Raw genomic sequence first — 22,229 nt, 5'->3', positions numbered from 1 at the left:
TCCAGGCAGGTGGGCTTTAACGCGACATGGCCTGTTGCGAGGGCGCGGTCGTTGCGCCCCCGCTGGATCAGGCACCAGCGTCAACCCAGACTCCTCCGTTGGAATCGCTTTGGCGTTGATATAAATCAAATACCGCCGCCGCTCTTGTTGATGGTTTTCAACCATTCCTTTCGGGCTTGACGGTATTTGTCATCCGCCAGTTTTTTCGCTGCAGAAAATCGCTGTATCGTCTGAGTCGAAACAGGCTCGTTCAACAACGCATAGGCTTGCTTGCTCAGCCGGTCGGCTTCAGCAAAGAGTGCCGCACAACGATTGATTGATTCAGAACAGGCGGCAGATTGAGTCGTTGAATCATTGACGATCATGGTCGTACTCCTCCCGGAAGTACCTGTAATCGATCCTGACCTCCTGTCGTTTCTTCACATTTGCAGCGTCGAGTACACCCTCGCCCGGTTCTACTCGTCACGCATCCAGTCGATGCTTACCCCGAATTCGTCATCGCTGTACTGATAATCGGCGTGCCCTTTGAAAGCCGCTTTCAGTGCATGGCCCAGGCGGTTCGCGAGATGGATGCCAGTGGTGGTTACAACCAGTGCACCCTCGGAATCGGTCAGGCTGATGATGCGCTCCAGCGCATGCTCCGCTTTTTCGTTTTTCTCGGTGTTCTCGATCAGGTTGATGATTTCGTTTCGATGCGCGGGCAAGAAGCTGCCCGATAGCGTGAGCGTACCCGCCGGCTTGTTGTCATTGGTGCGCTGACAGGCTGGGCAGGTCACTGTTTGCGCATCATGAACCACCGTATTTTCAGGAATTTTCCAGGTCCAGTTACCTGCCTGGTAAGCGGCCCCACACTGCGGGCAGACGGCAGAGCCTTCGATTTTCGGCAAGCAATAAGGATCATGGGCCGGTGTTTTGAACAGCTGGTTTTTCTGACTCTGCTGAAACTTGTCCATGGTCTTTCCTCGCAAACGAGTTAGCTAAAAATCCCACGCGAAACCGTGTTTTCAAATCGCCCCCCTTCCAGTCAGGCCCGCTGAAAACACGGTGGATTTGAAGATTTCATTTGGGCTCGGTTTGCTGCGGCGCAGGTTGATTTTTGTCAATTGGGGCCAACAACCGACGGTCGATCATCCGAACGGTACGTACTGCGCCCGCATGCCTGCCGGTATCCGAATGGGGCGCGGCGATAGTGTGGCTTTGTTGATAAAAATCAACGCTGCACGTGCCATTTCATAGAAGCTGAAACGATGCAGAACTCTTCAGGAGAACAACCTGATGGCTCACACTAAAATCCTGTTTCGTGCTGGCGCTCGCGAGAAAATCCTTAGCGGAGCCACACAATTGGCGGATGCTGTCCGGGTGACCCTGGGACCGAAATCGAAATCGGTGTTGATCCAGAATAAATGGGGCAATCCGACGGTCTGCAACGATGGCGTGACAATAGCCAAACGCATCGACCTGCTGGACCCCGAGGAGAATCTGGGTGCGCAAATGCTGCGTCAGGCAGCGGAACGCACCGGTGAGGCCGTCGGGGACGGCACCAGCACTTCAACGGTTTTGGCCCATGCAATGCTGGCCGACGGCATCCGCAATGTCGTCGCCGGTGCCAGTGCGATCGACCTCAAACGCGGCATGGACCTGGGATTTTCTCTGGTCATGCAATCGCTGCTGGCGCAATCGCGCCCGGTCAGCACGCCCAAGGAAAAGGCCCAGGTGGCCACGCTTTCGGCCCATAACGACGCGGTCATCGGTCAACTGGTGGCCGACGCTCTGGAAAAGGTCGGCATTGAAGGTGTGGTCAGTGTCGAAGAGTCCAAGACCACCGAAACAGTGGTCGAGGTCATGGAAGGGATGCGCCTGGACCGTGGATATGTCTCGCCTTACTTCGTGACCGATACCGAGAAGATGCAGGCCGAACTCGACGATGCCTACCTGCTGCTCTGTGACCATAAGATCGGCGTGCTCAAAGACCTGCTGCCATTGCTGGAACTGATTGCCAAAAGCGGCCAGCCACTGGTCCTGATCGCCGACGACATCGAGGGTGAAGCGTTGACCACGTTGGTGGTCAACCAGATTCGGGGGGTATTGCGCGCGGTGGCGATCAAGGCGCCGGGCTTCGGTGATCGACGCAAGGAAATGCTTCAGGACATTGCCGTTCTGACCGGCGCAACCGTGATCTCCAGTGAGCTGGGCATCAACCTCGAACAGGTGGAGTTGAGCCAATTGGGGCGGGCTCATCGAGTCGTGGTGCAAAAAGACAGCACCGCGCTGATTGGCGGCGCAGGTACACGCGAGGCTATCGAGGCGCGCCTGCAACAGATCCGCGTGCAAATGGACAACACCACCAGCGATTACGACCGCGAAAAGCTTCAAGAACGCCTGGCCAGGCTGTCTGGCGGGGTGGCGGTGATTCGCGTCGGCGCACCTTCCGAAGCTGAAATGAAAGCGCGCAAGGATGCACTCGACGATGCGATTTCCGCGACCCGGGCGGCGATCGCCGAAGGCATTGTTCCAGGCGGCGGCCTGGCGCTGCTCAAGGCTGTGCCGATGATCGCCGCCGAGGAAGCCAGCCATGAGGGCGATGTCAAAACCGGCCTGCAGATTCTGCGTCGGGCTTTGGAAGCACCGGCCCGGTTCATCGCTGAAAACTCGGCGGTGGATGCCGGCGTGGTCATTGCCCGCATGCTCGCCGAACCGGGCAACGTGGGCTTCGATGCAGCGGCCAATAGTTATGTGGACATGTACGAAGCCGGCATCATCGACCCGACCAAGGTGGTGCGCATTGCCCTGGAAAATGCCGTGTCGGTCGCCAGTATCTTGCTGCTCACCGAGGCGACCATGACGGATATTCCGGAAAAGGAATCACCTGCCCAGCCACCGTTTCCTGAATGACCGACATCAGTGAGGTGATCTGTGTACATCATCCAGCGCCCTGCGCGAGGGAGAAGCTGAAGCAGGCTATCTTTATTAAACGGGTTGGCCGTTGGCTTACCGATACGCGTTCCCACTCTGAGCCTAGGCCATGAAAAAGAACGACCAGTGGAACCTGTCTTACTTGGCGATCGCGTTTATCGTCATGGGCCTCATGCAGGTTTTCTTTGTCGAGCGCCAGGCCGTGCAGCCCCTCCCCTACAGCCAGTTCATGCAATTGTTGAACGAGCAAAAAGTCAGTGATTTGCAGATCGACAAGGACCGGATCAGCGGCAAATTGGTGGAGCCCATCGACGGACGCGAACGGTTCTCCACGGTGCGGGTCGATCCGGGGCTGGCGACCGAACTCTCCCAATCGGGGGTCGGTTTTACTGGCACCAACCAAAATACCTTTATGAGCGGCCTGTTGGGCTGGTTGTTGCCGTTCATGCTGATCATGGTGTTCTGGCATTTCCTGTTTCGCGGGATGGCGGACAAGGGCCTAGGCGGGCTGATGAATGTCGGCAAATCCCGGGCCAAAGTGTTTGTCGAACGCGATACCGGAGTGACCTTCGCCGATGTCGCGGGCATCGACGAAGCCAAGGCCGAGCTGGTGGAAATCGTTTCGTTCCTCAAGGACAAAGCTCGATATGCACGCCTGGGCGCGCACATTCCCAAGGGCACCTTGCTGGTCGGCCCGCCAGGCACCGGCAAGACCCTGGTGGCCAAAGCCATCGCCGGTGAAGCCGGAGTGCCGTTTTTCTCGATTTCGGGGTCCGAATTTGTCGAGATGTTCGTCGGGGTCGGTGCGGCCCGGGTCCGCGACCTGTTCGAACAGGCACGCCAGGCATCACCCTGCATCATTTTCATCGATGAACTCGACGCGCTGGGCAAGATGCGTGGCGTCGGCGTGTTAGGCGGCAATGACGAAAAAGAACAGACCCTCAACCAGTTACTGGCCGAGCTGGACGGTTTCGACCCCCGTGAGGGCGTGGTGTTGCTGGCCGCGACCAACCGGCCGGAGGTCCTTGATCCGGCGCTATTGCGCGCCGGGCGCTTCGACCGGCAGATTCTGATCGACCGCCCCGATCGCAGAGGCCGGGAAGCGATCCTCAAGGTTCACCTCAAGAAAATCACCGTGGAACCCGGGCTCGATGGCGCACGTATCGCCGAAATCACCACCGGTTTCACCGGCGCCGACCTGGCCAACCTGGTGAACGAAGCAGCCATCGTCGCCACCCGCCGTGGCGCCGATGCCGTCAACCTGAATGACTTCACGGCCGCCGTAGAACGCCTGATCGCGGGGCTCGAACGCAAGAGCAACCTGCTCGATCCCGATGAACGCCGGGTGGTGGCCTATCACGAGATGGGACATGCCCTGGCCGCCAGCAGCCTGCCGGCCATGGACCCGGTGCATAAAGTCTCGATCGTGCCCCGGGCCATCGGTTCGCTGGGCTATACCTTGCAGCGACCGACCGAGGATCACTTTCTGATCAGTTGCCAGACGCTCAAGGACCGGATTGTCGTACTGATGGCCGGACGCGCCGCCGAGGACCTTGTCTACGGCCAAATCTCCACCGGGGCCGCCGACGATCTGGGCCGTGCGACCGATATCGCCCGGCAACTGATCACCCGCTTCGGCATGAGCCCCGAACTCGGCCAGTCGGTGCTGGAGAAGCAAACCCCAACGTACCTGGGAGATCGCATGGCCACGATGGGCGAAAAGGATTACTCGGAACAGACCGCTCGGGAAATCGACCTGGGTATTCGCGCCCTGCTGGATGAAGCCTACCAACGGGCCAAGGCGCTGCTCCAGAGTCGTCGGGCCGACCTGGACGAAGGTGCCCGCCTGTTGCTGGAAAAGGAAACCCTCACGCCCGAGGAGTTCCCGCCGCTGATGCCGTTCAAGCCCACCCCGGCATTACCAGCACCGTGACGCACCGATCAATCGCCCGGATACGGCTCCCTGCCCCCATCGCTGAAGGCCCATCATGTTTGCAGTCACGCTAATCAACACGTTGGTGGTGGTCATCACGGTAGTGATCCACTACGAATGCCTGCTGCGCCTGAACGATTGGCTGCCCAGGCTCAAACTCTGGAGCCGCTTTCGGATCGTCGTCGGGGTATTCGGCGCGATGGTGGCTCACGCGGTAGAAGTCTGGTGTTTCGCGCTGGTCTATTACCTGCTGATCCGCTCCGGTGAATGGGGCAGCCTGAGCGGCAATTTCGATGGCTCGTTCATGGACTGCGTGTACTTTTCCTTCACCACGTTCACCACCATCGGTTTCGGCGACATTTCACCCATGGGTAACCTCAAGTACCTGACCGGACTGGAGGCACTGACGGGGCTGGTGCTGATTTCCTGGACCGCCTCATTTCTGTTTCTGGAGATGCAGAAGTACTGGAAGAGCAAGTAACGCCCGGCGCCGCCCATCAGCCCTGATTGCCCGGCGCAGGCGTCCATTGCCACTGCATCACTTCGGGCATGTCCTGCCCGTGTTCGATGAGGTAAAGCTTGTGTTTCTCCATCGTCGCCCAGTAGCGCGCCCGGGCAGTCTGGAGTTGATCGTGCAGCCGGGGCACGCGCTCAATGACATCCAGGGCCAACTGATACCGATCCAGGTTATTGAGCACTGCCATGTCGAACGGTGTGGTGGTCGCCCCCTCGTCCTTGAAGCCGCGAACATGGAAGTTTTCATGATTGGTGCGCTTGTACAGCAGCCGGTGAATCAGCGCGGGGTAGCCGTGGAAGGCAAAGATCACCGGCCGGTCGACGGTAAACAACTCATCGAAAGCGCTGTCGGGCAAACCGTGGGGATGGTGGTACGACGGCTGCAGCACCATCAGGTCGACGACATTGACCACCCGCACCCGCAGATCCGGCACGTAGTCGCGCAGCAAAGTGACCGCAGCCAGGGTTTCCAGGGTCGGGACGTCGCCGGCACAGGCCATCACCACGTCCGGATCGCTGTCATCCCGGCAGGCCCAGTCCCAGCGTCCGATACCGGCCTGGCAATGACGAATGGCGGCATCGATGTCCAGCCACTGCCACTCCGGTTGCTTGCCGGCCACGATCACGTTGATGTAGTTGCGGCTCCTGAGGCAGTGATCGGCCACTGACAGCAGGCAATTGGCATCGGGGGGCAGGTAGATCCGAACCACGTCCGCCGTTTTGTTCGCCACCAGATCGATGAACCCCGGGTCCTGGTGGGAGAAGCCGTTATGGTCCTGGCGCCAGACATGGGAGGTCAGCACATAGTTGAGCGAGGCCACGGGTTTGCGCCATGGCACGTCGGCGGCGGTTTTCAGCAATTTGGCGTGCTGGTTGAACATCGAATCGACGATGTGGATGAACGCCTCATAACAGGAAAACACACCATGGCGGCCGGTCAGCAAATAACCTTCGAGCCAGCCTTCGCACACCTGTTCGCTCAGGATCTCCATGACCCGGCCATCGGTCGACAGATTGACATCATCAGGCCCCAGCGGCTCCATCCACACCTTGGCACTGACTTCATACACCGCATCCAGCCTGTTTGAGGCGGTTTCGTCCGGGCCGAACAGGCGAAAATTGCTCGACGTCAGATTGCATTTCATCACGTCGCGCAAAAACCGGCCCAGCACCCGCGTGGCCTCTGCCCGCAGGCCACCGGGCGCCTCGACGTTCACCGCATACTGGGTGAACCGTGGCAAATCCAGTGCGCGCAACAGCAGCCCGCCGTTGGCGTGGGGGTTGGCGCTCATTCGCCGATGGCCGGTGGGCGCCAACGCCGCGATCTCGGGTAACAGGGTGCCATTGGCATCAAACAATTCGTCGGGGCGGTAGCTGCTGAGCCATTCCTCCAGTTGCCGCAAATGCTGCGGCTGCTGGAAGTCGGCCAAGGGCACTTGATGCGCCCGCCAGGTGCCTTCGACCCGCTGGCCATCGACGAATGTCGGCCCCGTCCAGCCCTTGGGCGTGCGCAAGATCAGCATTGGCCACAGGGGTCGCTCCACTGCCCGGGCCGACGATCGTTGACGCGCGCCCCGCTGAATGTCGTGAATATCCTGCACGATGGTGTCCAGCGTTCTGGCCAGGGTTTGATGAACCTCTGTCGGGTCATCGCCTTCGACGAAATACGGATCGTAGCCATAGCCGTACATCAACGCCGACAACTCCTCCTCGCTGATGCTGGAGAGCACCGTCGGGTTGGCGATTTTGTACCCGTTCAAATGCAGAATCGGCAGCACAGCCCCGTCACGTGCCGGGTTGAGGAATTTGTTGGAATGCCAGCTGGCCGCCAGCGTCCCGGTTTCCGCCTCGCCGTCGCCAATCACACACGCCACGATCAGGTCCGGGTTGTCGAACGCGGCGCCATAGGCATGGGCCAGGCTGTAGCCCAGCTCGCCGCCTTCATGGATCGACCCCGGAATCTGTGCCGACACATGGCTGGAAATGCCATAAGGCCAGGAGAACTGCCGAAACAGTCGGGCCAGGCCATTGGTATTGCGCCCCACCGACGGGTTGAACTCGGTGTACGTGCCTTCCAGGTAGGTCTGCGCCACGACGGCCGGCCCGCCATGCCCGGGGCCGGCGATGAAGATCATGTTCAGGTCGTGGGTTGTGATCAGGCGATTGAGGTGCGTATAGATCAGGTTCAACCCTGGCGTCGTGCCCCAGTGTCCCAGTAACCGTGGCTTTACATGCGCCAGCGTCAGCGGCGCCTTCATCAGCGGGTTGTCCTTGAGGTAGATCTGCCCGACCGCCAGGTAATTGGACGCCCGCCAGTAGGCATCCAGCCCTTCCAGTTGCTCGGCACTCAGAAAATCGCTCATGACGTCCTCCACCAGGGCCTGGGGTAAACCGCAAGACATGCGTCGATTCTGGGTGTCTGCACCGCACAAGACTTGATTTACATCAAGCCTTGCGCGGTCCGCCCCCGGATGAACGGGGACACGCCTTTTCCCGCTCGTCTATTGAGCCTGGTTAAACACCTGATTGAAATGGCGATCCGAACTATGCTCTAAGCTCCTGTCAGGGGGAATTTTTGCGATGCCTGAAACCCGGCCGTATCAACATCATTATCTGAAAGCCGCGTGTGCCAATTGCAGCGTTCTGGAGTTGTGTCTGCCGATTGGCCTGACCAGCCACGAAGTCGAACGGCTGGATACCCTGATCATTCAGCGTGTAAAGGTTAAAAAAGGCGCCGCCCTGTACCGGGCCGGGGATCCATTGCGCTCGCTCTATGCGGTACGGATCGGTTCATTCAAGACCAGCATGCTGTCGGTCGACGGTCGTGAACAGGTCACCGGGTTTCAGATACCCGGCGAGATGCTCGGCCTGGACGCCATCAGCGACGATCGGCACACCTGCAGTGCCTTTGCCCTGGAGGACAGCGAAGTTTGCCCCTTCAACTTCGCCCAACTGGAGAAGCTCGCTCTGGAGCTGCCCTCGTTGCAACACAACATGAACAAGATCTTGAGCCGGGAAATCGTGCGTGAGCACAACCTGCTGATGATGATGGGCAACATGAACTCCGATGAACGCTTGGCGGCCTTCCTGCTGAACCTGTCGCAACGGTTGAGCATTCGGGGGTACTCGTCCCGAAACTTTGTACTGAAGATGCGTCGCGAAGAGATCGGCTCCTATCTGGGTCTGCGCCTGGAAACCATCTGTCGGGGCATCGCTCATCTGCGGGACTCGGAACTGGTCGAGATTTCCGGGCGCAACGTCAAAGTACTGAATCTGGACGGACTCAAGCAACTGGTCGCCGGCTGCCACCGGGAGCCGCCCCTCTGACGCCTTGCGGTGCATCGGTTTTGGAGATTAGTCATGCGCGCCATGGTTCTGCATGCCCCCGGCCAGCCGCTGCAACGGGAAGAACGCCCCGTGCCGCGGCCTGGCGCGCAGCAACTGTTGATCAAGGTGTTGGCCTGCGGCGTGTGCCGCACCGACCTGCATTTGGTGGACGGTGAATTGCCGCAAGCAGTGCTTCCGCGGGTGCCGGGCCATGAAATCGTCGGTGAAGTGAGCGCGGCAGGTGCCGACGTCGCGTCCGACTGGGTTGGCAAGCGCGTCGGGGTTCCCTGGCTCGGTTGGACCTGCGGTGAGTGCACGTTCTGCTGCTCGGGCCGGGAAAACCTCTGCGACCGGGCACAGTTCACCGGCTGTCATCTGGATGGCGGTTATGCCGACTACACAGTTGCCGACGCGCGCTTCTGTTTCCCCCTCCCGGACGCGCTCTCGGCCACCGAAGCCGCACCACTGCTGTGTGCCGGGCTGATCGGTTTTCGCGCCTTGCAAATGGCCAAAGGCGCGCGTCACCTGGGCCTCTATGGCTTCGGCGCGGCAGCGCATCTGGCGATTCAGGTGGCGCGGGGCCGAGGGCAACAGGTGTACGCCTTCACTCGACTGGGCGACAGCGAGGGCCAGGCCTATGCCCGGACTCTGGGAGCCGTGTGGGCAGGCCCTTCGGATCAGCCACCGCCGCACCCGCTCGACGCCAGCCTGATTTTCGCCCCCGTCGGTGCGCTAGTGCCGTTGGCGCTGGAAGCCACCGTCAAGGGCGGCTGTGTGATTTGCGCGGGCATCCACATGAGCGACATCCCCGGCTTCCCCTATCGACTGCTGTGGGGCGAACGCAGCGTCCGCTCGGTGGCGAACCTGACCCGCGAAGACGGCACCGCGTTTTTTGCAGAGCTGCACCATACGCCCGTGCACAGCGACGTCACTTGTTTTGCCCTGGACGATGCCAATCAGGCGCTGGCAAGCCTGAGGGCCGGTCAGGTCAAGGGGGCGATCGTGCTCGTCCCCTGACGCTCGACCCAGCCGTGCGGTGTTGTTTCCGGCACCGTTCGCCAACAACGCTAGGCTTACGGATGACGTGGCGATGACTCGTCATTTTGCAGGGAGCGCAAAAAATGGAATTAATTGACCATTGGCAGCCTCTCTCTCTCAGGACAACCTGTATCAGGGAGGAATGCCGCCATGCAGATTTCTAATCATTACAAATGGTCTGCCTTAGCCGCCATTGCACTGACCCTCTTCAGCGTACTGATATTTTTGCTGATCAAATCCTACTCGTACGACACATCGGCCTACTTCGAGTCGCGCGACTTCGTGCGTCAACTCAAGCAGTACGATGCCAACTGGAGCGTGAAGCTCCTGCGGGCCAAAATCGGCATGAACAACAACCTGCTGCTGGTGGCACCTCCTGAAGCGGAAGAGCGCTGGGCGCAACTCGATAGCCTCAACGCGGTCGGCCCGCTGTCGACCCTTTGGCACACCCGACGCCAGGGGTATCTGGAGGCGGTAGAAAACAAAACCCGGCTGGTTGAGCAATTCAAACAACACAACATGGCCTTGCGAACAGCATTCGAGGCTCTGCCTGCGCTGGAAGATGCGATTCGGGTGTTGCTGGAAGACACCAATGACAAACGCCCGTTGGTGGACGCTCGGGCGGCCTCAGTGGTGTTCGATCTTACCTTGGACACCCTTGAATACTCCCTCTATGTCACCACCGAAAGGGCTGAGGAAATCTCCGGGCACCTGAAATACCTGAATGAATACATCAGTCAACTACCGCCTGAACGGCGCCCGCCTTTTACTGCCTTTCTAGACGCTGTGAATGCCATTGTGCGAGAGCAGCCCATCGTCAATGACCTGGTTGAGCGCATCAGTGTGATTCCGGTCGGACGGCAGTTGGACGGCATCAACGAATTATTGAACGAGAAACAACGGCGCACAGGCGCGACAGACCGCCAATATCATCTTTACCTGGGAATATGCGCCGGCATTATGGCGCTGCTGCTGTTGTATCTGGCCGCCCGCCTGATACGCAGTTATGCCCTGATCAACAAGATGAACAATGAGTTGCAAACGGCAAACGAACGGCTGGAACAACGCGTAGAAGAACGCACCCACGAACTGCTGGAAGCCGAGCGCGAACTGGTCGAAGCCGCGCGGATGGCCGGCATGGCGGAGATCGCGACCAATGTGTTGCACAACGTCGGCAATGTGCTGAACAGCGTTAACGTCTCGGCAGACTTGATCACCCGCAAATTGGCGGCCAGCAAAACCCTTGGCTTGGGTAAAGCGGTGAACATGATGAACGAGCATGCCGAAGACCTGGGGCAGTTCATCACGCTCGACGAAAAAGGAAAATTGCTACCCCTTTACCTCAATCAATTGGTCGACTCCATCGCGGCCGAGCAATCGAGCATCGTTGACGAACTGTCGCAACTCACCAAAAGCATCGATCACATCAAGGACATCGTGTCCACGCAACAGGCCTATGCCGGCGCCGCCAGATTGGTCGAGCCGTTGAACATCGTTGATCTGTTCGAGGATGCGTTACGCATGAATTCCGGCGCGTTGAGTCGGCACCATGTCGTCGTCACCAAGGACTACCAGGACACGCCGACGATCATTGGCGACAAACACCGACTGCTGTTAATCCTGATCAACCTGATCAGCAATGCCAAATATGCAATGTCCAAGGTCAGCGACCGTCAGCGTCATATGACGCTGGGCGTCAAGATTATCGATAACGCAACGCTGCGCCTCAGCGTAGAGGATCAGGGCGAAGGAATCGCTGCCGAGAACTTGACCCGCATCTTTAATCACGGCTTCACCACCCGCAAGGAAGGTCATGGTTTTGGCCTGCACAGTTGCGCGCTCGCGGCGGTAGAGATGAACGGGCATCTTCGCGTCCATAGCGATGGACCGGGTCACGGGGCGGTTTTCACCCTGGAGATACCGCTGGAGACAGCCGACGCATTGCCGACCGCTGGAATGTCAGTCAGTTAAGCCCGCTCCCACAGGGATTGTGGCTTTACTCACTATCATTAGTCGCCCCGCCAACACGACTAACCCATCAGAGCCATCAGCTGTTGACGCTGCGCATCCGTGAGCATCGGGCCGAAACCGGCACCGGCATTTTCCGCCATGTAGCGCGGGTTGCTGGTGCCGGGGATGACGCAAGTCACCGCCGGATGAGCCAGCAGGAACTTGAGCGCCAGTTGCGCCCAGCTATTGACCCCCACTTGCGCGGCCCATCCCGGCAGCGGTTTGCCTTTCAATCGAGCAAGCAAGCCACCGCCGCCGAAAGGCCGATTGCAGATCACCGCTACGCCACGTTCGCGACACAGGGGCAGGATTCGTTTCTCGACGCCGCGGTCGTCCAGGGCATAGTTGATCTGCAAAAAGTCCAGCGGCTCGGCTTTCAACACGGCTTCCACTTCGTCGTAGGCCGACGCCGTGTAATGGGTGATGCCGATGTAGCGGATGCGCCCTTCCGCCTTCCATTGGCGCAGGGTGGGCAGGTGGGTTTTCCAGTCCAGCAGGTTGTGAATCTGCATCAGATCGATGCGGTCGGTCTGCAACAGCTTGAACGACTGCTCCATCTGCGCGATGCCTTCTTCGCGACCCTGGGTCCAGACTTTGGTGGCCAGAAACGCAGGCGAACGAGGCCGATGAATCGACAGCAATTCGCCGGTCGTCTGCTCGGCGCGACCGTACATGGGCGAGCTGTCGATTACCGTCCCGCCCTTCTCGAACAACGCTCTGAGCACAGCGGGTAACTGCTTGTAGGCATCGTCGGAAGGCGCGACATCAAAGCCGCGATAGGTGCCCAACCCGACCATGGGTAACGGCTCGTTGCTGGAAGGAATGGCTCGGGTCAGCATGTTCTTGCCTCCTGTTTCCGTCGATGGCACCGATGTAGCAAAGGCCGGATCGAAGGTGAAGACCGCCGAAACACCGGCAGCCAACGTGAGTATTTTTCTGCGGCTGAAAACAATCATAGGCAAAGACCAATGCCAGTCAGTGAAGGGGCGGAACCTGTGGGAGCGAGCCTGCTCGCGAAGAGGAAGTGTCAGTCGACATTAGTGCTGCCTGACACACCGCATTCGCGAGCAGGCTCGCTCCCACAGGGGTTGCGCTTAACTGACTGGCATTGGGCACCTCTCCTGTACAGCTGAAATTGCTGAACTACACTCTGACGGCACTCAAGCAATAGCTGTCTCAAGGCCCAAAGCAGTCAATGTCGTCCACTAAACTTAGCCGAATGTTGCGAACCCTGGTGTCTCTCTTCGCTTTCATTGCAATTGCGTACCTGGTGCTCTGCGCCGCGCTGTTCGTATTTCAACGCACCCTGATCTACTACCCGCAACCACGCGCTATCGACGCACCCGAAACGCTGCTGACGCTGCAAGTCGCCGATGCACAAGTGCTGGTGACCGTCAGGCCGCACGACGGCCCGAAGGCGTTGATCTACTTTGGTGGCAATGCCGAGGACGTTTCCCGCAGCCTGCCCGGGTTTTCGCAGGCCTTTGCCGATCATGCGATCTACTTGCTGCATTACCGAGGCTACGGTGGCAGCTCCGGGTCGCCGTCCGAGGAGGCGATTCAGCAAGATGCCATGACCTTGTTCGACATGGTCTACAACACCCATCCTTCCATCGCCGTGGTCGGGCGCAGCCTGGGTTCGGGCGTTGCCGTGCGCCTGGCCAGCCAACGCCCGGCGTCGCGGCTGATCCTGATCACGCCCTACAACAGCCTTGAAGACCTCGCCGCCCGCCAGTTCCGCTGGTTCCCGGTGAAGTGGCTGCTTCAGGACAAATTTGAATCCTGGAAATACGCCGCTCACATCACCGTACCAACACTGTTTGTCGTCGCCGAGCACGACGAAGTCATACCGCGCTCAAGCACGGAAAAGCTCTACACGAATTTCGCCAAGGGCGTGGCCTCTATGCAGGTGATACCGGGCACGGGCCACAATTCGATATCCGAGAGCCCGCAGTACCTCAAGCTGCTGGGTTCCACGTTGTGAGGGCCGGTAGCACGGTCACAAAAACGACATGATTGCTTAACGTTTTTTTTACAACTCCGCAGGCACGTTATGCGTGGCTGCGGGCGCTACTGCTCATGATGAACGCCGCGCAGACTTTTGGCAGGGCAATGGATCAAGAGGCATGGAGCCAACGGTGGTATCGACCCAAACACATACGCTGATCAGCACTCAGGGGTGATTGTCATGCAAAGGCCTTTGCGCAGGGCAGGGATTAGTCGCGTACAGGCGCGAGCCTCATGACGGTTCTGGTCACGGGCGCCGCCGGTTTCATCGGGTATCACACCGTCAAGCGTTTGTGTCGGGAAGGCCTTGAAGTGGTCGGTATCGACAATCTCAACGACTACTACAGCGTGGAACTCAAGCACGCACGGCTCAAGGTATTGGAATCCTTGCCGGGCTTTCGTTTCCAGACCCTGGACATCGTCGACAAACCGGCCTTGATGGCGTTGTTCCAAGACCATGCTTTCACCGAGGTTGTGCACTTGGCGGCCCAGCCGGGCGTTCGCTATTCACTGGACACCCCGGATGTCTATGCGCAGTCGAATCTGGTGGGTTTTCTGAATGTGCTGGAAGCCTGTCGGCACCATCGCCCCGCGCATTTGATCTACGCCTCGAGCAGCTCGGTGTATGGCTCCAACAGCAAAATGCCGTTCAGCGTCGAAGACAGCGTCGATCATCCCATTTCGCTGTATGCCGCCACTAAACGAGCCAATGAATTGTTGGCGCACAGCTACTGCCACCTCTATGGCCTGAAGGCCAGCGGCCTGCGCTTTTTCACCGTTTTCGGTCCTTGGGGTCGCCCCGACATGGCGTTGTTCAAGTTTACCGAGGCGATCATCAAAGGCTTGCCGATCGACATCTATAACCATGGCCAGATGTCGCGCGACTTCACTTACATCGACGACATCGTCGAAAGCATCGCTCGCCTGCGCTCAAAACCACCGGTGCCGAACGGGCCAGAGGATGGCGTAAACCGCATCTTCAACATAGGCCGTGGCCAACCGGTACCGCTGCTGGAATTCGTCGACTGCCTGGAAACGGCATTGGGCATCAAGGCCCGGCGCAACTTTCTGCCGCTACAGGCGGGCGATGTGGTCAAGACCTGGGCCGATGTTTCGGCACTGGCCGAATGGGTCGACTTCCGCCCTCAGGTAACGGTTGAAACAGGCGTGGCGGAATTTGTGAAGTGGTATCGCCATTTCTATCAGATATGAAACGTAAGCCCTTGATAATAAAAAACCGAGGAGCAAGGGGGACTCTATGAGCCAAGACATTTTTGTATCTGTATTGATTCCAGCAAAAAACGAAGCGAACAACCTCAAACCTTTACTTGAGGAAATCCACACCGCGTTAGCCGGTGAGGCTTACGAAATCATTGTCGTGGACGATGGCAGTACCGATTCCACCTTGCATGAACTGCGGCAGATCAAAAACAACGGCCTGAGCGCATTGCGCATCCTGCGTCATGAGCGTTCGCTGGGGCAAAGCACTTCGCTCTACCATGCGGCGCTCGCGGCTCAAGGGCAATGGCTGGCGACACTCGATGGCGACGGTCAAAACGATCCCGCGGACATCCCCGGGATGTTGGCGCTGGTGCGCGGTGAACAGGGTCTGGTCGACGTTCAGTTGGTGGCCGGGCACCGGGTCAACCGCCGCGATACCGCGAGCAAGCGCTGGGCCTCGCGTTTTGCCAATGGTCTGCGCAGCCGCCTGCTCAAGGACGCCACGCCGGACACCGGCTGCGGACTGAAACTGATCGAGCGTGCGGCGTTTCTGCGCTTGCCGTACTTCGACCATATGCATCGGTTCATTCCTGCGCTGATCCAGCGTCACAACGGCCGCATGATCGTCCATCCGGTCAATCACCGCCCCCGCACGGCCGGGGTGTCCAAATACGGCAACATCGACCGCGCCCTGGTGGGCATTCTCGACCTGTTCGGCGTTTGGTGGCTGATCAAGCGTACGCGGTTGAACACCAATGCACAGGAGATCGAAGGATGAACCTCTCCCGCGAAACCCTGTGGCTGATGATCGGCTTCAGTGGCCAGATCGCCTTTACCGGTCGCTTCGTCTTGCAATGGCTGTACAGCGAATACAAGAAACGCAGCGTGATCCCGGTGAGCTTCTGGTACCTGAGCATCGTCGGCAGCACCCTGCTGTTCGCTTACGCCATTTACCGGCAAGACCCGGTCTTCATTGTCGGTCAGGCGTTTGGCTCCATCGTCTATTTGCGCAACTTGCAGTTGATTGCCCGCAGCAGACATTTAAAGGACTGAGCCATGCGCAAAAGCCTGTCGCCCGGGATCGAATGCCTGGGTCTGATGCTGCTTGCCCTACTGTTGATCGGCGCCGGGCTAGGGCTGCGTCAACCGCAGAATGTGGACGAGGAACGCTTCCTCGGCGTGGCCCTGGAAATGCTGCACAACGGCGCGTGGCTCATCCCTCACCGCGCCGCGGAAATATACGGCGATAAGCCGCCGATCTTTATGTGGACGGTGGCGTTCTTCGCGTGGCTCACCGGCCTGCCCGCCCTCGCCCTTTACATTCCGGGGCTTTTGTCGGCCGCGACGGTCACGGCCATGGTCTACGATCTGGGCCGCAGGCTATGGAATCAGCGCATCGGTCGGACGGCGGCGCTCTTGTACCTGGCCACGTATCAGACTTACAGCATCTTGCGTACCGGGCAGATCGACAGCTTTTTGATTCTGTTCACATCGCTGGGCTTGTACGGGTTGGCGCGACATCTGCTGCTTGGGCCGGCGTGGCGCTGGTTCTATGTGGGCTGCGCCGCCATGGGCATTGGCGTGATCACCAAAGGGGTCGGCTTCGTTCCGGTCCTGATGCTGATTCCATATGCCTATGCGGTGCGCAAAAACTGGCCCGGCGTGGTAGCCATGCCGGGCGAGGCGCGCAAGTGGTTCCTGGGCTTCTTGGTCGCCCTCGGCGCCATCGCAATCTGGCTGCTGCCCCTGGCGCTTTCCATTGTGCTCAATGGCACTGCGGATGAAATCGCCTATGCGCGAGAAATCCTGCTGCGCCAGACAGCCGCACGCTATGCCGCCGCGTGGGACCACCGCGAACCGTTCTGGTATTTCTTCGTCAACGTCATCCCGCAATACTGGTTGCCATTGGTGCTGGCCCTGCCGTGGCTGGTGCCAGCCTGGCGCCGGCAACTGCGCAAACACGACGGTCGAGTGCTGGTACTGCTGGGCTGGGTTGTGTTGGTGGTGCTGTTCTTCTGCTTGAGCAGCGGCAAACGCAAGTTGTACATCTATCCGGCGCTGCCAGGGCTGGTGCTGGCGGCAGCGCCGCTGATGCCATGGCTGCTCAAGCGCTGGTTCGGCAAACGCCCGCGTGGTCGGCGAGTATTCCAGGCGCTGGTGGTGACCTGGTTTGTCCTGTGGTTTGCCCGCGGCTTCATCGAGCCGATCAAGGACGGTCGCAATCCCCACGAAGCGATCATGACGCAGGCAGCGACCATGACCCACGGCGCCGACCTGGTGTTGGTTAACTGGCGCGAGGGCCACTGGTTATATGCCCGACAGCCGATCGTGCATTTCGGCGTCAGAAACTCCTCGGTCGAACAGGCAGCGCAGTGGCTGCGCGACCACCGTGAGGCGTACGCCTTGGTCCCAGGCGCAGTGTTAAGCCAGTGTTTCAATCCTGAAGCTGCCCATGCGCTGGGCGAAACGTCTCGTGCGCGGTGGTCGATTGTAGGTGCCGATGCCGACAACGGTCGTTGCCATCCCGGACAGCCGCCCAAGGTCTATCGCTTCAGCTGGGACAAAGAAAAGTCATGAGCAAGAGATGGAAAACAGGAATATTTTTCATTGTTGTACTGCTCGGCGCCTATGCGGTTTCCGCACATTTCATGGTCCACCGGCAGCTGTATGCGCACTGGCAAAACCGCTGGCATGGCAATCAGGCGCCCGACAAAAATATCTGGCTGCCGGATTATAAAGCCGTGATCCAGGCCAAGCCTGTTGCGAGCGTCACCGATTTGTCCGGCATCACCTATGACCCGGACCGGGATCGTCTGCTGGGGATCACCAATAGTTCTTCCATGGAGATTGTCGCGCTGAGTCGTAACGGCGATCTGCTTGAACGTTATCCGCTGATCGGGTTCCAGGACACCGAAGGTATTGCTTACTTGGGTAATGGGCGAGTGGTGATCGCCGATGAAGTGTTGCAGCGACTGTATGTCCTCACCTTGCCGGCCAGCGCCGGCCCCATTCAGGTGGAAAATGCCCAGTTTGTCGCCATCGAAATCAACCTGAGCGAACACAACAAGGGCTTTGAAGGCGTGGCCTATGATGCGGCCAATGATCGCATTTTTGCGATCAAGGAACGTGATCCGCGCCAACTGTATTCGGTCACCGGCATGCTGGCTTCCATTGACGGCTCGTTGCAGGTGCGCATCAAGGACTTGACGAGCTGGATCGACCGCAGCGTCTTCGGCATGGATCTTTCCGAGGGCTACTACGATTCAAGGACCGGTCACTTGCTGGTACTGAGCGAGCAGTCTTCCAACCTGACCGAACTCGACCAGGACGGTAACTTCGTCAGCATCCGTTCCCTGCTCCACCTGACGGATGATCTCGAAAAAACCATACCGCAAGCCGAAGGCATGACCATGGACGCCGACGGCGAGCTTTACGTTGTGAGTGAGCCCAATCTGTTTTATCGGTTCACTAAATCGAAGACGGCTGTGGCAGAGAGTCAGCCGAAGCGTGAATGGGTTTTGTGTTGGATGGGCCGGCCTCTTCGCGAGCAAGCCCGCTTGTGTCTTGCGCAGGAATTAGACTGGGGGTGAGAGCGGGCTTGCTCGCGAAGAGGCCCCCAAGAACCCCCTCAAACATAACCGCTGGTTTACTCGTCAGCATTCAGCGCATAAAACTCATGCAACTTGGCCTGCAACAGTTTCTTGTCAGGCAGCTGAGTCTGATATTCCGCGATCAATGCTGGCGAAAGCGAACGGTTCAGGGCGTACTCGACGACTTCGTCGTCTTTGCTGGCGCACAACAAGACACCAAGCGCCGGGTTTTCATGGGGTTTGCGGACATCGCGATCCAAAGCCTCAAGGTAGAAGTCCAGCTTGCCGAGGTATTCTGGCTCGAAGCGTCCGACCTTGAGCTCAATCGCCACCAGGCAATTGAGTCCACGATGGAAGAAGAGCAGATCCAACGCAAAGTCGCGGCCACCAACCTGCAATGGATACTGCGAACCGACGAAACAAAAGTCACGCCCCAGCTCGATCAGAAAATCCCTGAGCCTGCGCAGTAACCCGCCATGTAAATCGGCCTCGACATGACCTTGCGCCAAGTCGAGAAATTCGACCATGTAGGTGTCCTTGAACACACTCAAGGCTTCGGGATGCGTTTGCCTCATCAACGGCGAGACTTTTGCGGGGTTGATGACGCTACGCTCAAACAGAGCGCCTTTGAACTGGCGTTCAAGCTCCCGGCTCGACCACTTCTCCTGAATCGCCATGCGCAGGTAGAACTCGCGTTCTTCCGGATGTTTGCTTTGGTTGAGAATGATCAGGTTTTGGGTCCAGGGCAATTGTCGCAGCAGTGCTGCGACAATTGGGTCATGCCTGTATGCCTCGTAAAACTTGCGCATGCGAAAGAGATTAGCTCTGGTAAAACCACGCAATCCCGGCTGAGTATGAGCGAGGTGAGTAGCCAATTGAGCGACCACTCCATCCCCCCACTCCGCCGCTTCGATCTTCCGACTGATGTAAGCCCCGACCTGCCAGTGCAGTTCAATCAACTCGGTATTGACTGCCTGCACCGCTCGCTGCCGGGCAGTGATGATCAGTTGCGTGATTTCGTTAAAGCTTGCACTAACGGACGGTGCAGTAGCGCTGAGGTCATTCACGTGAAGGCGTTCCTGTTTAGTAGACGACCTTCTCTAGTACTCCTCACCTTGAAACAATAAAAATCACGAAGTGTTTCGGCGTGAAACAGTGCCACTGTGATCACGGTATTGGGCAGCAACCTGCTGCCCAATTCAATCGTGTCAGCACTGCCGTCACAATGCCCCCCTCACGGATAACTAAACCCCTTAACCAACGTCAACTCCCCCACCGCCCGCATCGGCACCAGGAACGTTTCCATCTTTTCGTTCGGTGTCCCCTCTTCCGTAATCACCGTGATGTGCGCAGTGGTCAGCGGCTGCTGTGCCTCTTCCTGCCCTTCATCATCACTGCGATACCCGCCACCGTAGTAGTTCACGTACACCAGGTATTGCCCCTTGATCGGCGCCGGCATGGCGAAGATTTCGGGGCCGTAGCCGGTGGTGACGTCGACGTCGAGTGCGCCGCCGTTGGCCGCGACGCGGTCGCCGTACCAGATGTGGCCGCCGTCAGGCGTGACGACATGCAGGTCGAGGTCGGTGCCGTCGCTGTCCCAGGCCAGTAATACCCGCAACTTGGCCGGGGTGGCGCCGCCGCTGGTGTTGAGGAACTGGGTGCGGTGGCGTTGTTGACCATCGGGGCTGCGGACTTCAACGCTGTTGCTGCCGTTGGGGAATGAGAACGGGCGATCGTAGCGGCCGGCGGGGTCGATTTTCAGCGGCATGCTGACGCCGTTGACGATCAGCTTGCCGGGTTCATTGCCCTTCGGGGCGGATTTGATCTGGCCGGTGATGCGAGCGGTATTGGCCTGCCCCACCGGCGTGTTGACCGAGGACGCCGGGTAATTAACCGTCTGACGAAAGTTTTCGCCTTCGCCTTCGGGCGCACCCGTGCGCCAGCCGCCGACGGGCGTGTCGAGTTTGACCGCGCTATCGGCGGCGAACGTGGTCGGCCATACGCAAAAAGAACAAAGGAACAGGAGGACCTGTGGGTAACGGAGTTTCATGGCCTATTCCAGCAAGAGGTGGCGGGCGAGCCCTTCGATGTAGGTTTCATCCTGGCCGTTGGGGTGTGCTTCGAAGGCCAGGTGCAGGTATTCGTGGGTCAGGTCGAGGCGGTCTTGCAGCGACAGCACGCCGCGCACGTAAATGCGCTGGCGTTCGCGGTCGACGAAAGGACGGCCGAAGGCCAGGCGGCAAACGGCGAAGGTGCTGACTTCGTTGTAGCCAACCTCGCTTTCCAGCCGTGGACGCCAGCCGCGACGTTGTTTTTGCAGCCAGTCTTGCGCGGCGGGCAGCGCTTCGCAGGACGCCACGGGATTGTCCCAGCGGCTGAGGCTGGCGCGTGGGTAGGCGTGCAGCAGAATGGCGTCGTAGCGTTGGCCGGCATTGGCTTGTTCGACGGCTTGCTGCCAGGAGAGTTTGTCCGGCCCCGGTTGGTCAGAGTGATAGGTGACGTTGCTGCCGGCGAGGACCAGGTCGCTGGTCCACGCGGCGATGTTGCGCGACTCGGTCGCGGCCGGGCGTGGGGCGACGCGCTGTCGGTTGCTGCTGTCATCGATGCTCAGGCAGTCGCCGTTGCGGGTGGCGTTTTGCAGCAGGTAGGTGCGGATCGCGACGCTCAAGGCTTTGGCGGCTTCGGCGGGTTCCGGTCTGGCTTCGCGCTGCAGGACACGGGCGACGTATTCTTCGCGGTCCAGGCGAGCGACGAGTTTGTCTTTGAGCAAGAACAACTCGCCGTCGCTATGGATATCGAGTTGATTGCCATTGGCGAACTCGACGCGATAGTCGCCTTGCAAGGGCCCGGGCGTTATCACGCGATCCCCCGACAGCACGCGTTTCAGCGGATAACGCGCGAACAGACCGACCTCGACGCACTTCCCCGCCTCGGCGGGCCATGACGAAGGCAACACCGTCGCCAGTGCCTGACCGTAATTGCGCAAGACCATTTGACTGGTACCGCGCCCACCGGCCCAGATCGGTGTGCCGTCCGCCGTCCAGCCAGCAAATCCGCCCTGACGCGACGAAGGGTCCTGATCCCCCAACCAGCTCCAGGTTTTCACCCGCAACCGACCACCGAGTTCGCCCACGACGTTACCGTCAGCAGCGTTCAGCACCACATCGAGCAACACCCGGCGCGCCTGATCCTGCGCCGGCATCACGGCCAATGCCTTCAACAACTCAGCCACCGAAACCCGGGCCTGCGGTTGCAACGACGGCAAATCCAGCAACCACGTCGGCGCTTGTCTCGCCTGCCAATACTCGCGCCATTGCGCGCCAGCAATGCCCAGACGCGCAGGCTCGAAATACAACCCGCAAGACTTCACCAATGCCTGATCGCGCTCAATCCTGCCGCCCGCCGTGCAGCAATACACTTCTTCCTTCGATTGCCCGCGACACTCATACGCCGGTTCATGCGCGCCGGTATCCACCAGCCAGCCGTAGACAAACAGCTTCCACACACTACCCAGTGGCGTCTGCACATCAGCAGGCAATGGCTCACGCGAGATCACCTGCGTCTGGCTCAACGCAAGCCATTCACCTTTGAAGCCCAGGTGCAACGGCTCGTCCTGCGCTGTCGCCAGCGCAGGCATCAAGCACAGCAGTAACCAGACCAAACGCCGGGTCATG

19 protein-coding genes are annotated in these 22,229 nt (G+C 59.3%); 12 read left to right on the top strand and 7 right to left on the bottom strand.

Annotated features, from left to right (window positions below):
- Positions 1–125: 125 nt before the first annotated feature.
- Together PSH65_RS12080 and PSH65_RS12075 are read right to left on the bottom strand one after the other, a co-directional pair.
- Positions 126–365 carry a hypothetical protein gene (locus tag PSH65_RS12080; RefSeq protein WP_305426393.1) on the bottom strand — a complete coding sequence of 80 codons (240 nt, stop codon included), beginning with the start codon at positions 363–365 and terminating at the stop codon, positions 126–128.
- Between the two features lie 90 nt (positions 366–455).
- Positions 456–953 carry a BCAM0308 family protein gene (locus PSH65_RS12075; RefSeq protein WP_305426392.1) on the bottom strand — a complete coding sequence of 166 codons (498 nt, stop codon included), beginning with the start codon at positions 951–953 and terminating at the stop codon, positions 456–458.
- A 322-nt stretch (positions 954–1,275) separates the two neighbouring features.
- On the opposite strand from PSH65_RS12075, the gene groL reads away from it, so the two are divergent.
- The 3 genes from groL to PSH65_RS12060 all read left to right on the top strand — a co-directional run bounded on the left by groL (position 1,276) and on the right by PSH65_RS12060 (position 5,327).
- Complete coding sequence (groL, locus tag PSH65_RS12070; RefSeq protein ID WP_305426391.1) at positions 1,276–2,892, top strand: chaperonin GroEL; 1,617 nt, start codon at positions 1,276–1,278, stop codon at positions 2,890–2,892.
- A gap of 130 nt (positions 2,893–3,022) precedes the next feature.
- Positions 3,023–4,846 (top strand): ATP-dependent zinc metalloprotease FtsH, encoded by a 1,824-nt coding sequence (gene ftsH, locus PSH65_RS12065; RefSeq protein ID WP_305426390.1) that lies wholly within the window; start codon positions 3,023–3,025, stop codon positions 4,844–4,846.
- Between the two features lie 55 nt (positions 4,847–4,901).
- Entirely contained in the window at positions 4,902–5,327 is a 426-nt protein-coding gene (locus PSH65_RS12060) for a potassium channel family protein (RefSeq protein WP_019649457.1), read from the top strand.
- A gap of 16 nt (positions 5,328–5,343) precedes the next feature.
- Here the strand turns inward: PSH65_RS12060 and PSH65_RS12055 are convergent, their stop codons facing one another.
- Positions 5,344–7,725, bottom strand: a complete 2,382-nt coding sequence (locus tag PSH65_RS12055) for a phosphoketolase (protein WP_305426389.1) — start codon at positions 7,723–7,725, stop codon at positions 5,344–5,346.
- A 217-nt stretch (positions 7,726–7,942) separates the two neighbouring features.
- Here PSH65_RS12055 and PSH65_RS12050 point away from each other — a divergent pair, with 217 nt between their 5' ends.
- The 3 genes from PSH65_RS12050 (at position 7,943) to PSH65_RS12040 (ending at position 11,698) form a co-directional block, all read left to right on the top strand.
- Positions 7,943–8,689, top strand: coding sequence for a cyclic nucleotide-binding domain-containing protein (locus PSH65_RS12050; protein WP_305426388.1), 747 nt, complete (start codon positions 7,943–7,945; stop codon positions 8,687–8,689).
- A 33-nt stretch (positions 8,690–8,722) separates the two neighbouring features.
- Positions 8,723–9,706 carry a zinc-dependent alcohol dehydrogenase family protein gene (locus tag PSH65_RS12045; protein WP_305426387.1) on the top strand — a complete coding sequence of 328 codons (984 nt, stop codon included), beginning with the start codon at positions 8,723–8,725 and terminating at the stop codon, positions 9,704–9,706.
- Positions 9,707–9,877: 171 nt separating this feature from the next.
- Positions 9,878–11,698: a DAHL domain-containing protein gene (locus tag PSH65_RS12040; protein ID WP_305426386.1), complete on the top strand. Its 1,821-nt coding sequence runs from the start codon at positions 9,878–9,880 to the stop codon at positions 11,696–11,698.
- Positions 11,699–11,757: 59 nt separating this feature from the next.
- Here PSH65_RS12040 and PSH65_RS12035 read toward each other — a convergent pair whose 3' ends face one another.
- Positions 11,758–12,576 carry an aldo/keto reductase gene (locus PSH65_RS12035; RefSeq protein WP_305426385.1) on the bottom strand — a complete coding sequence of 273 codons (819 nt, stop codon included), beginning with the start codon at positions 12,574–12,576 and terminating at the stop codon, positions 11,758–11,760.
- 356 nt (positions 12,577–12,932) lie between these two features.
- On the opposite strand from PSH65_RS12035, the gene PSH65_RS12025 reads away from it, so the two are divergent.
- From PSH65_RS12025 to PSH65_RS12000, 6 genes are all read left to right on the top strand, one after another.
- A complete protein-coding gene (locus PSH65_RS12025) occupies positions 12,933–13,721 on the top strand; it encodes an alpha/beta hydrolase (RefSeq protein ID WP_305426384.1) in 789 nt (262 codons plus the stop codon).
- Between the two features lie 257 nt (positions 13,722–13,978).
- Complete coding sequence (locus PSH65_RS12020) at positions 13,979–14,956, top strand: NAD-dependent epimerase/dehydratase family protein (RefSeq protein ID WP_305426383.1); 978 nt, start codon at positions 13,979–13,981, stop codon at positions 14,954–14,956.
- Between the two features lie 46 nt (positions 14,957–15,002).
- Complete coding sequence (locus tag PSH65_RS12015; protein ID WP_305426382.1) at positions 15,003–15,743, top strand: glycosyltransferase family 2 protein; 741 nt, start codon at positions 15,003–15,005, stop codon at positions 15,741–15,743.
- Positions 15,740–16,018 (top strand): lipid-A-disaccharide synthase N-terminal domain-containing protein, encoded by a 279-nt coding sequence (locus PSH65_RS12010; protein ID WP_305426381.1) that lies wholly within the window; start codon positions 15,740–15,742, stop codon positions 16,016–16,018. The genes PSH65_RS12015 and PSH65_RS12010 overlap by 4 nt, the downstream gene beginning before the upstream one ends.
- Before the next feature lie 3 nt (positions 16,019–16,021).
- Complete coding sequence (locus PSH65_RS12005) at positions 16,022–17,542, top strand: glycosyltransferase family 39 protein (RefSeq protein ID WP_305426380.1); 1,521 nt, start codon at positions 16,022–16,024, stop codon at positions 17,540–17,542.
- Positions 17,539–18,555 carry an SdiA-regulated domain-containing protein gene (locus PSH65_RS12000; protein ID WP_305426978.1) on the top strand — a complete coding sequence of 339 codons (1,017 nt, stop codon included), beginning with the start codon at positions 17,539–17,541 and terminating at the stop codon, positions 18,553–18,555. The genes PSH65_RS12005 and PSH65_RS12000 overlap by 4 nt, the downstream gene beginning before the upstream one ends.
- 56 nt (positions 18,556–18,611) lie before the next feature.
- On the opposite strand, the gene PSH65_RS11995 is transcribed toward PSH65_RS12000, so the two are convergent.
- The 3 genes from PSH65_RS11995 to PSH65_RS11985 all read right to left on the bottom strand — a co-directional run bounded on the left by PSH65_RS11995 (position 18,612) and on the right by PSH65_RS11985 (position 22,228).
- The gene (locus tag PSH65_RS11995; RefSeq protein WP_305426379.1) at positions 18,612–19,622 is read right to left on the bottom strand and encodes a YhcG family protein; all 1,011 of its coding nucleotides are present in this window, start codon (positions 19,620–19,622) and stop codon (positions 18,612–18,614) included.
- Positions 19,623–19,789: 167 nt separating this feature from the next.
- Complete coding sequence (locus tag PSH65_RS11990) at positions 19,790–20,605, bottom strand: YfaP family protein (RefSeq protein WP_305426378.1); 816 nt, start codon at positions 20,603–20,605, stop codon at positions 19,790–19,792.
- A gap of 3 nt (positions 20,606–20,608) precedes the next feature.
- A complete protein-coding gene (locus PSH65_RS11985; protein ID WP_305426377.1) occupies positions 20,609–22,228 on the bottom strand; it encodes a DUF2300 domain-containing protein in 1,620 nt (539 codons plus the stop codon).
- Position 22,229: the final 1 nt, after the last annotated feature.

The sequence above is a fragment of the Pseudomonas sp. FP603 genome (genome assembly GCF_030687415.1).
Taxonomy (GTDB): Bacteria; Pseudomonadota; Gammaproteobacteria; order Pseudomonadales; family Pseudomonadaceae; genus Aquipseudomonas; species Aquipseudomonas wuhanensis.
The sequence above is the reverse complement of the archived record's forward strand: the minus strand, read 5'-3'. Positions and strand labels throughout refer to the sequence as shown.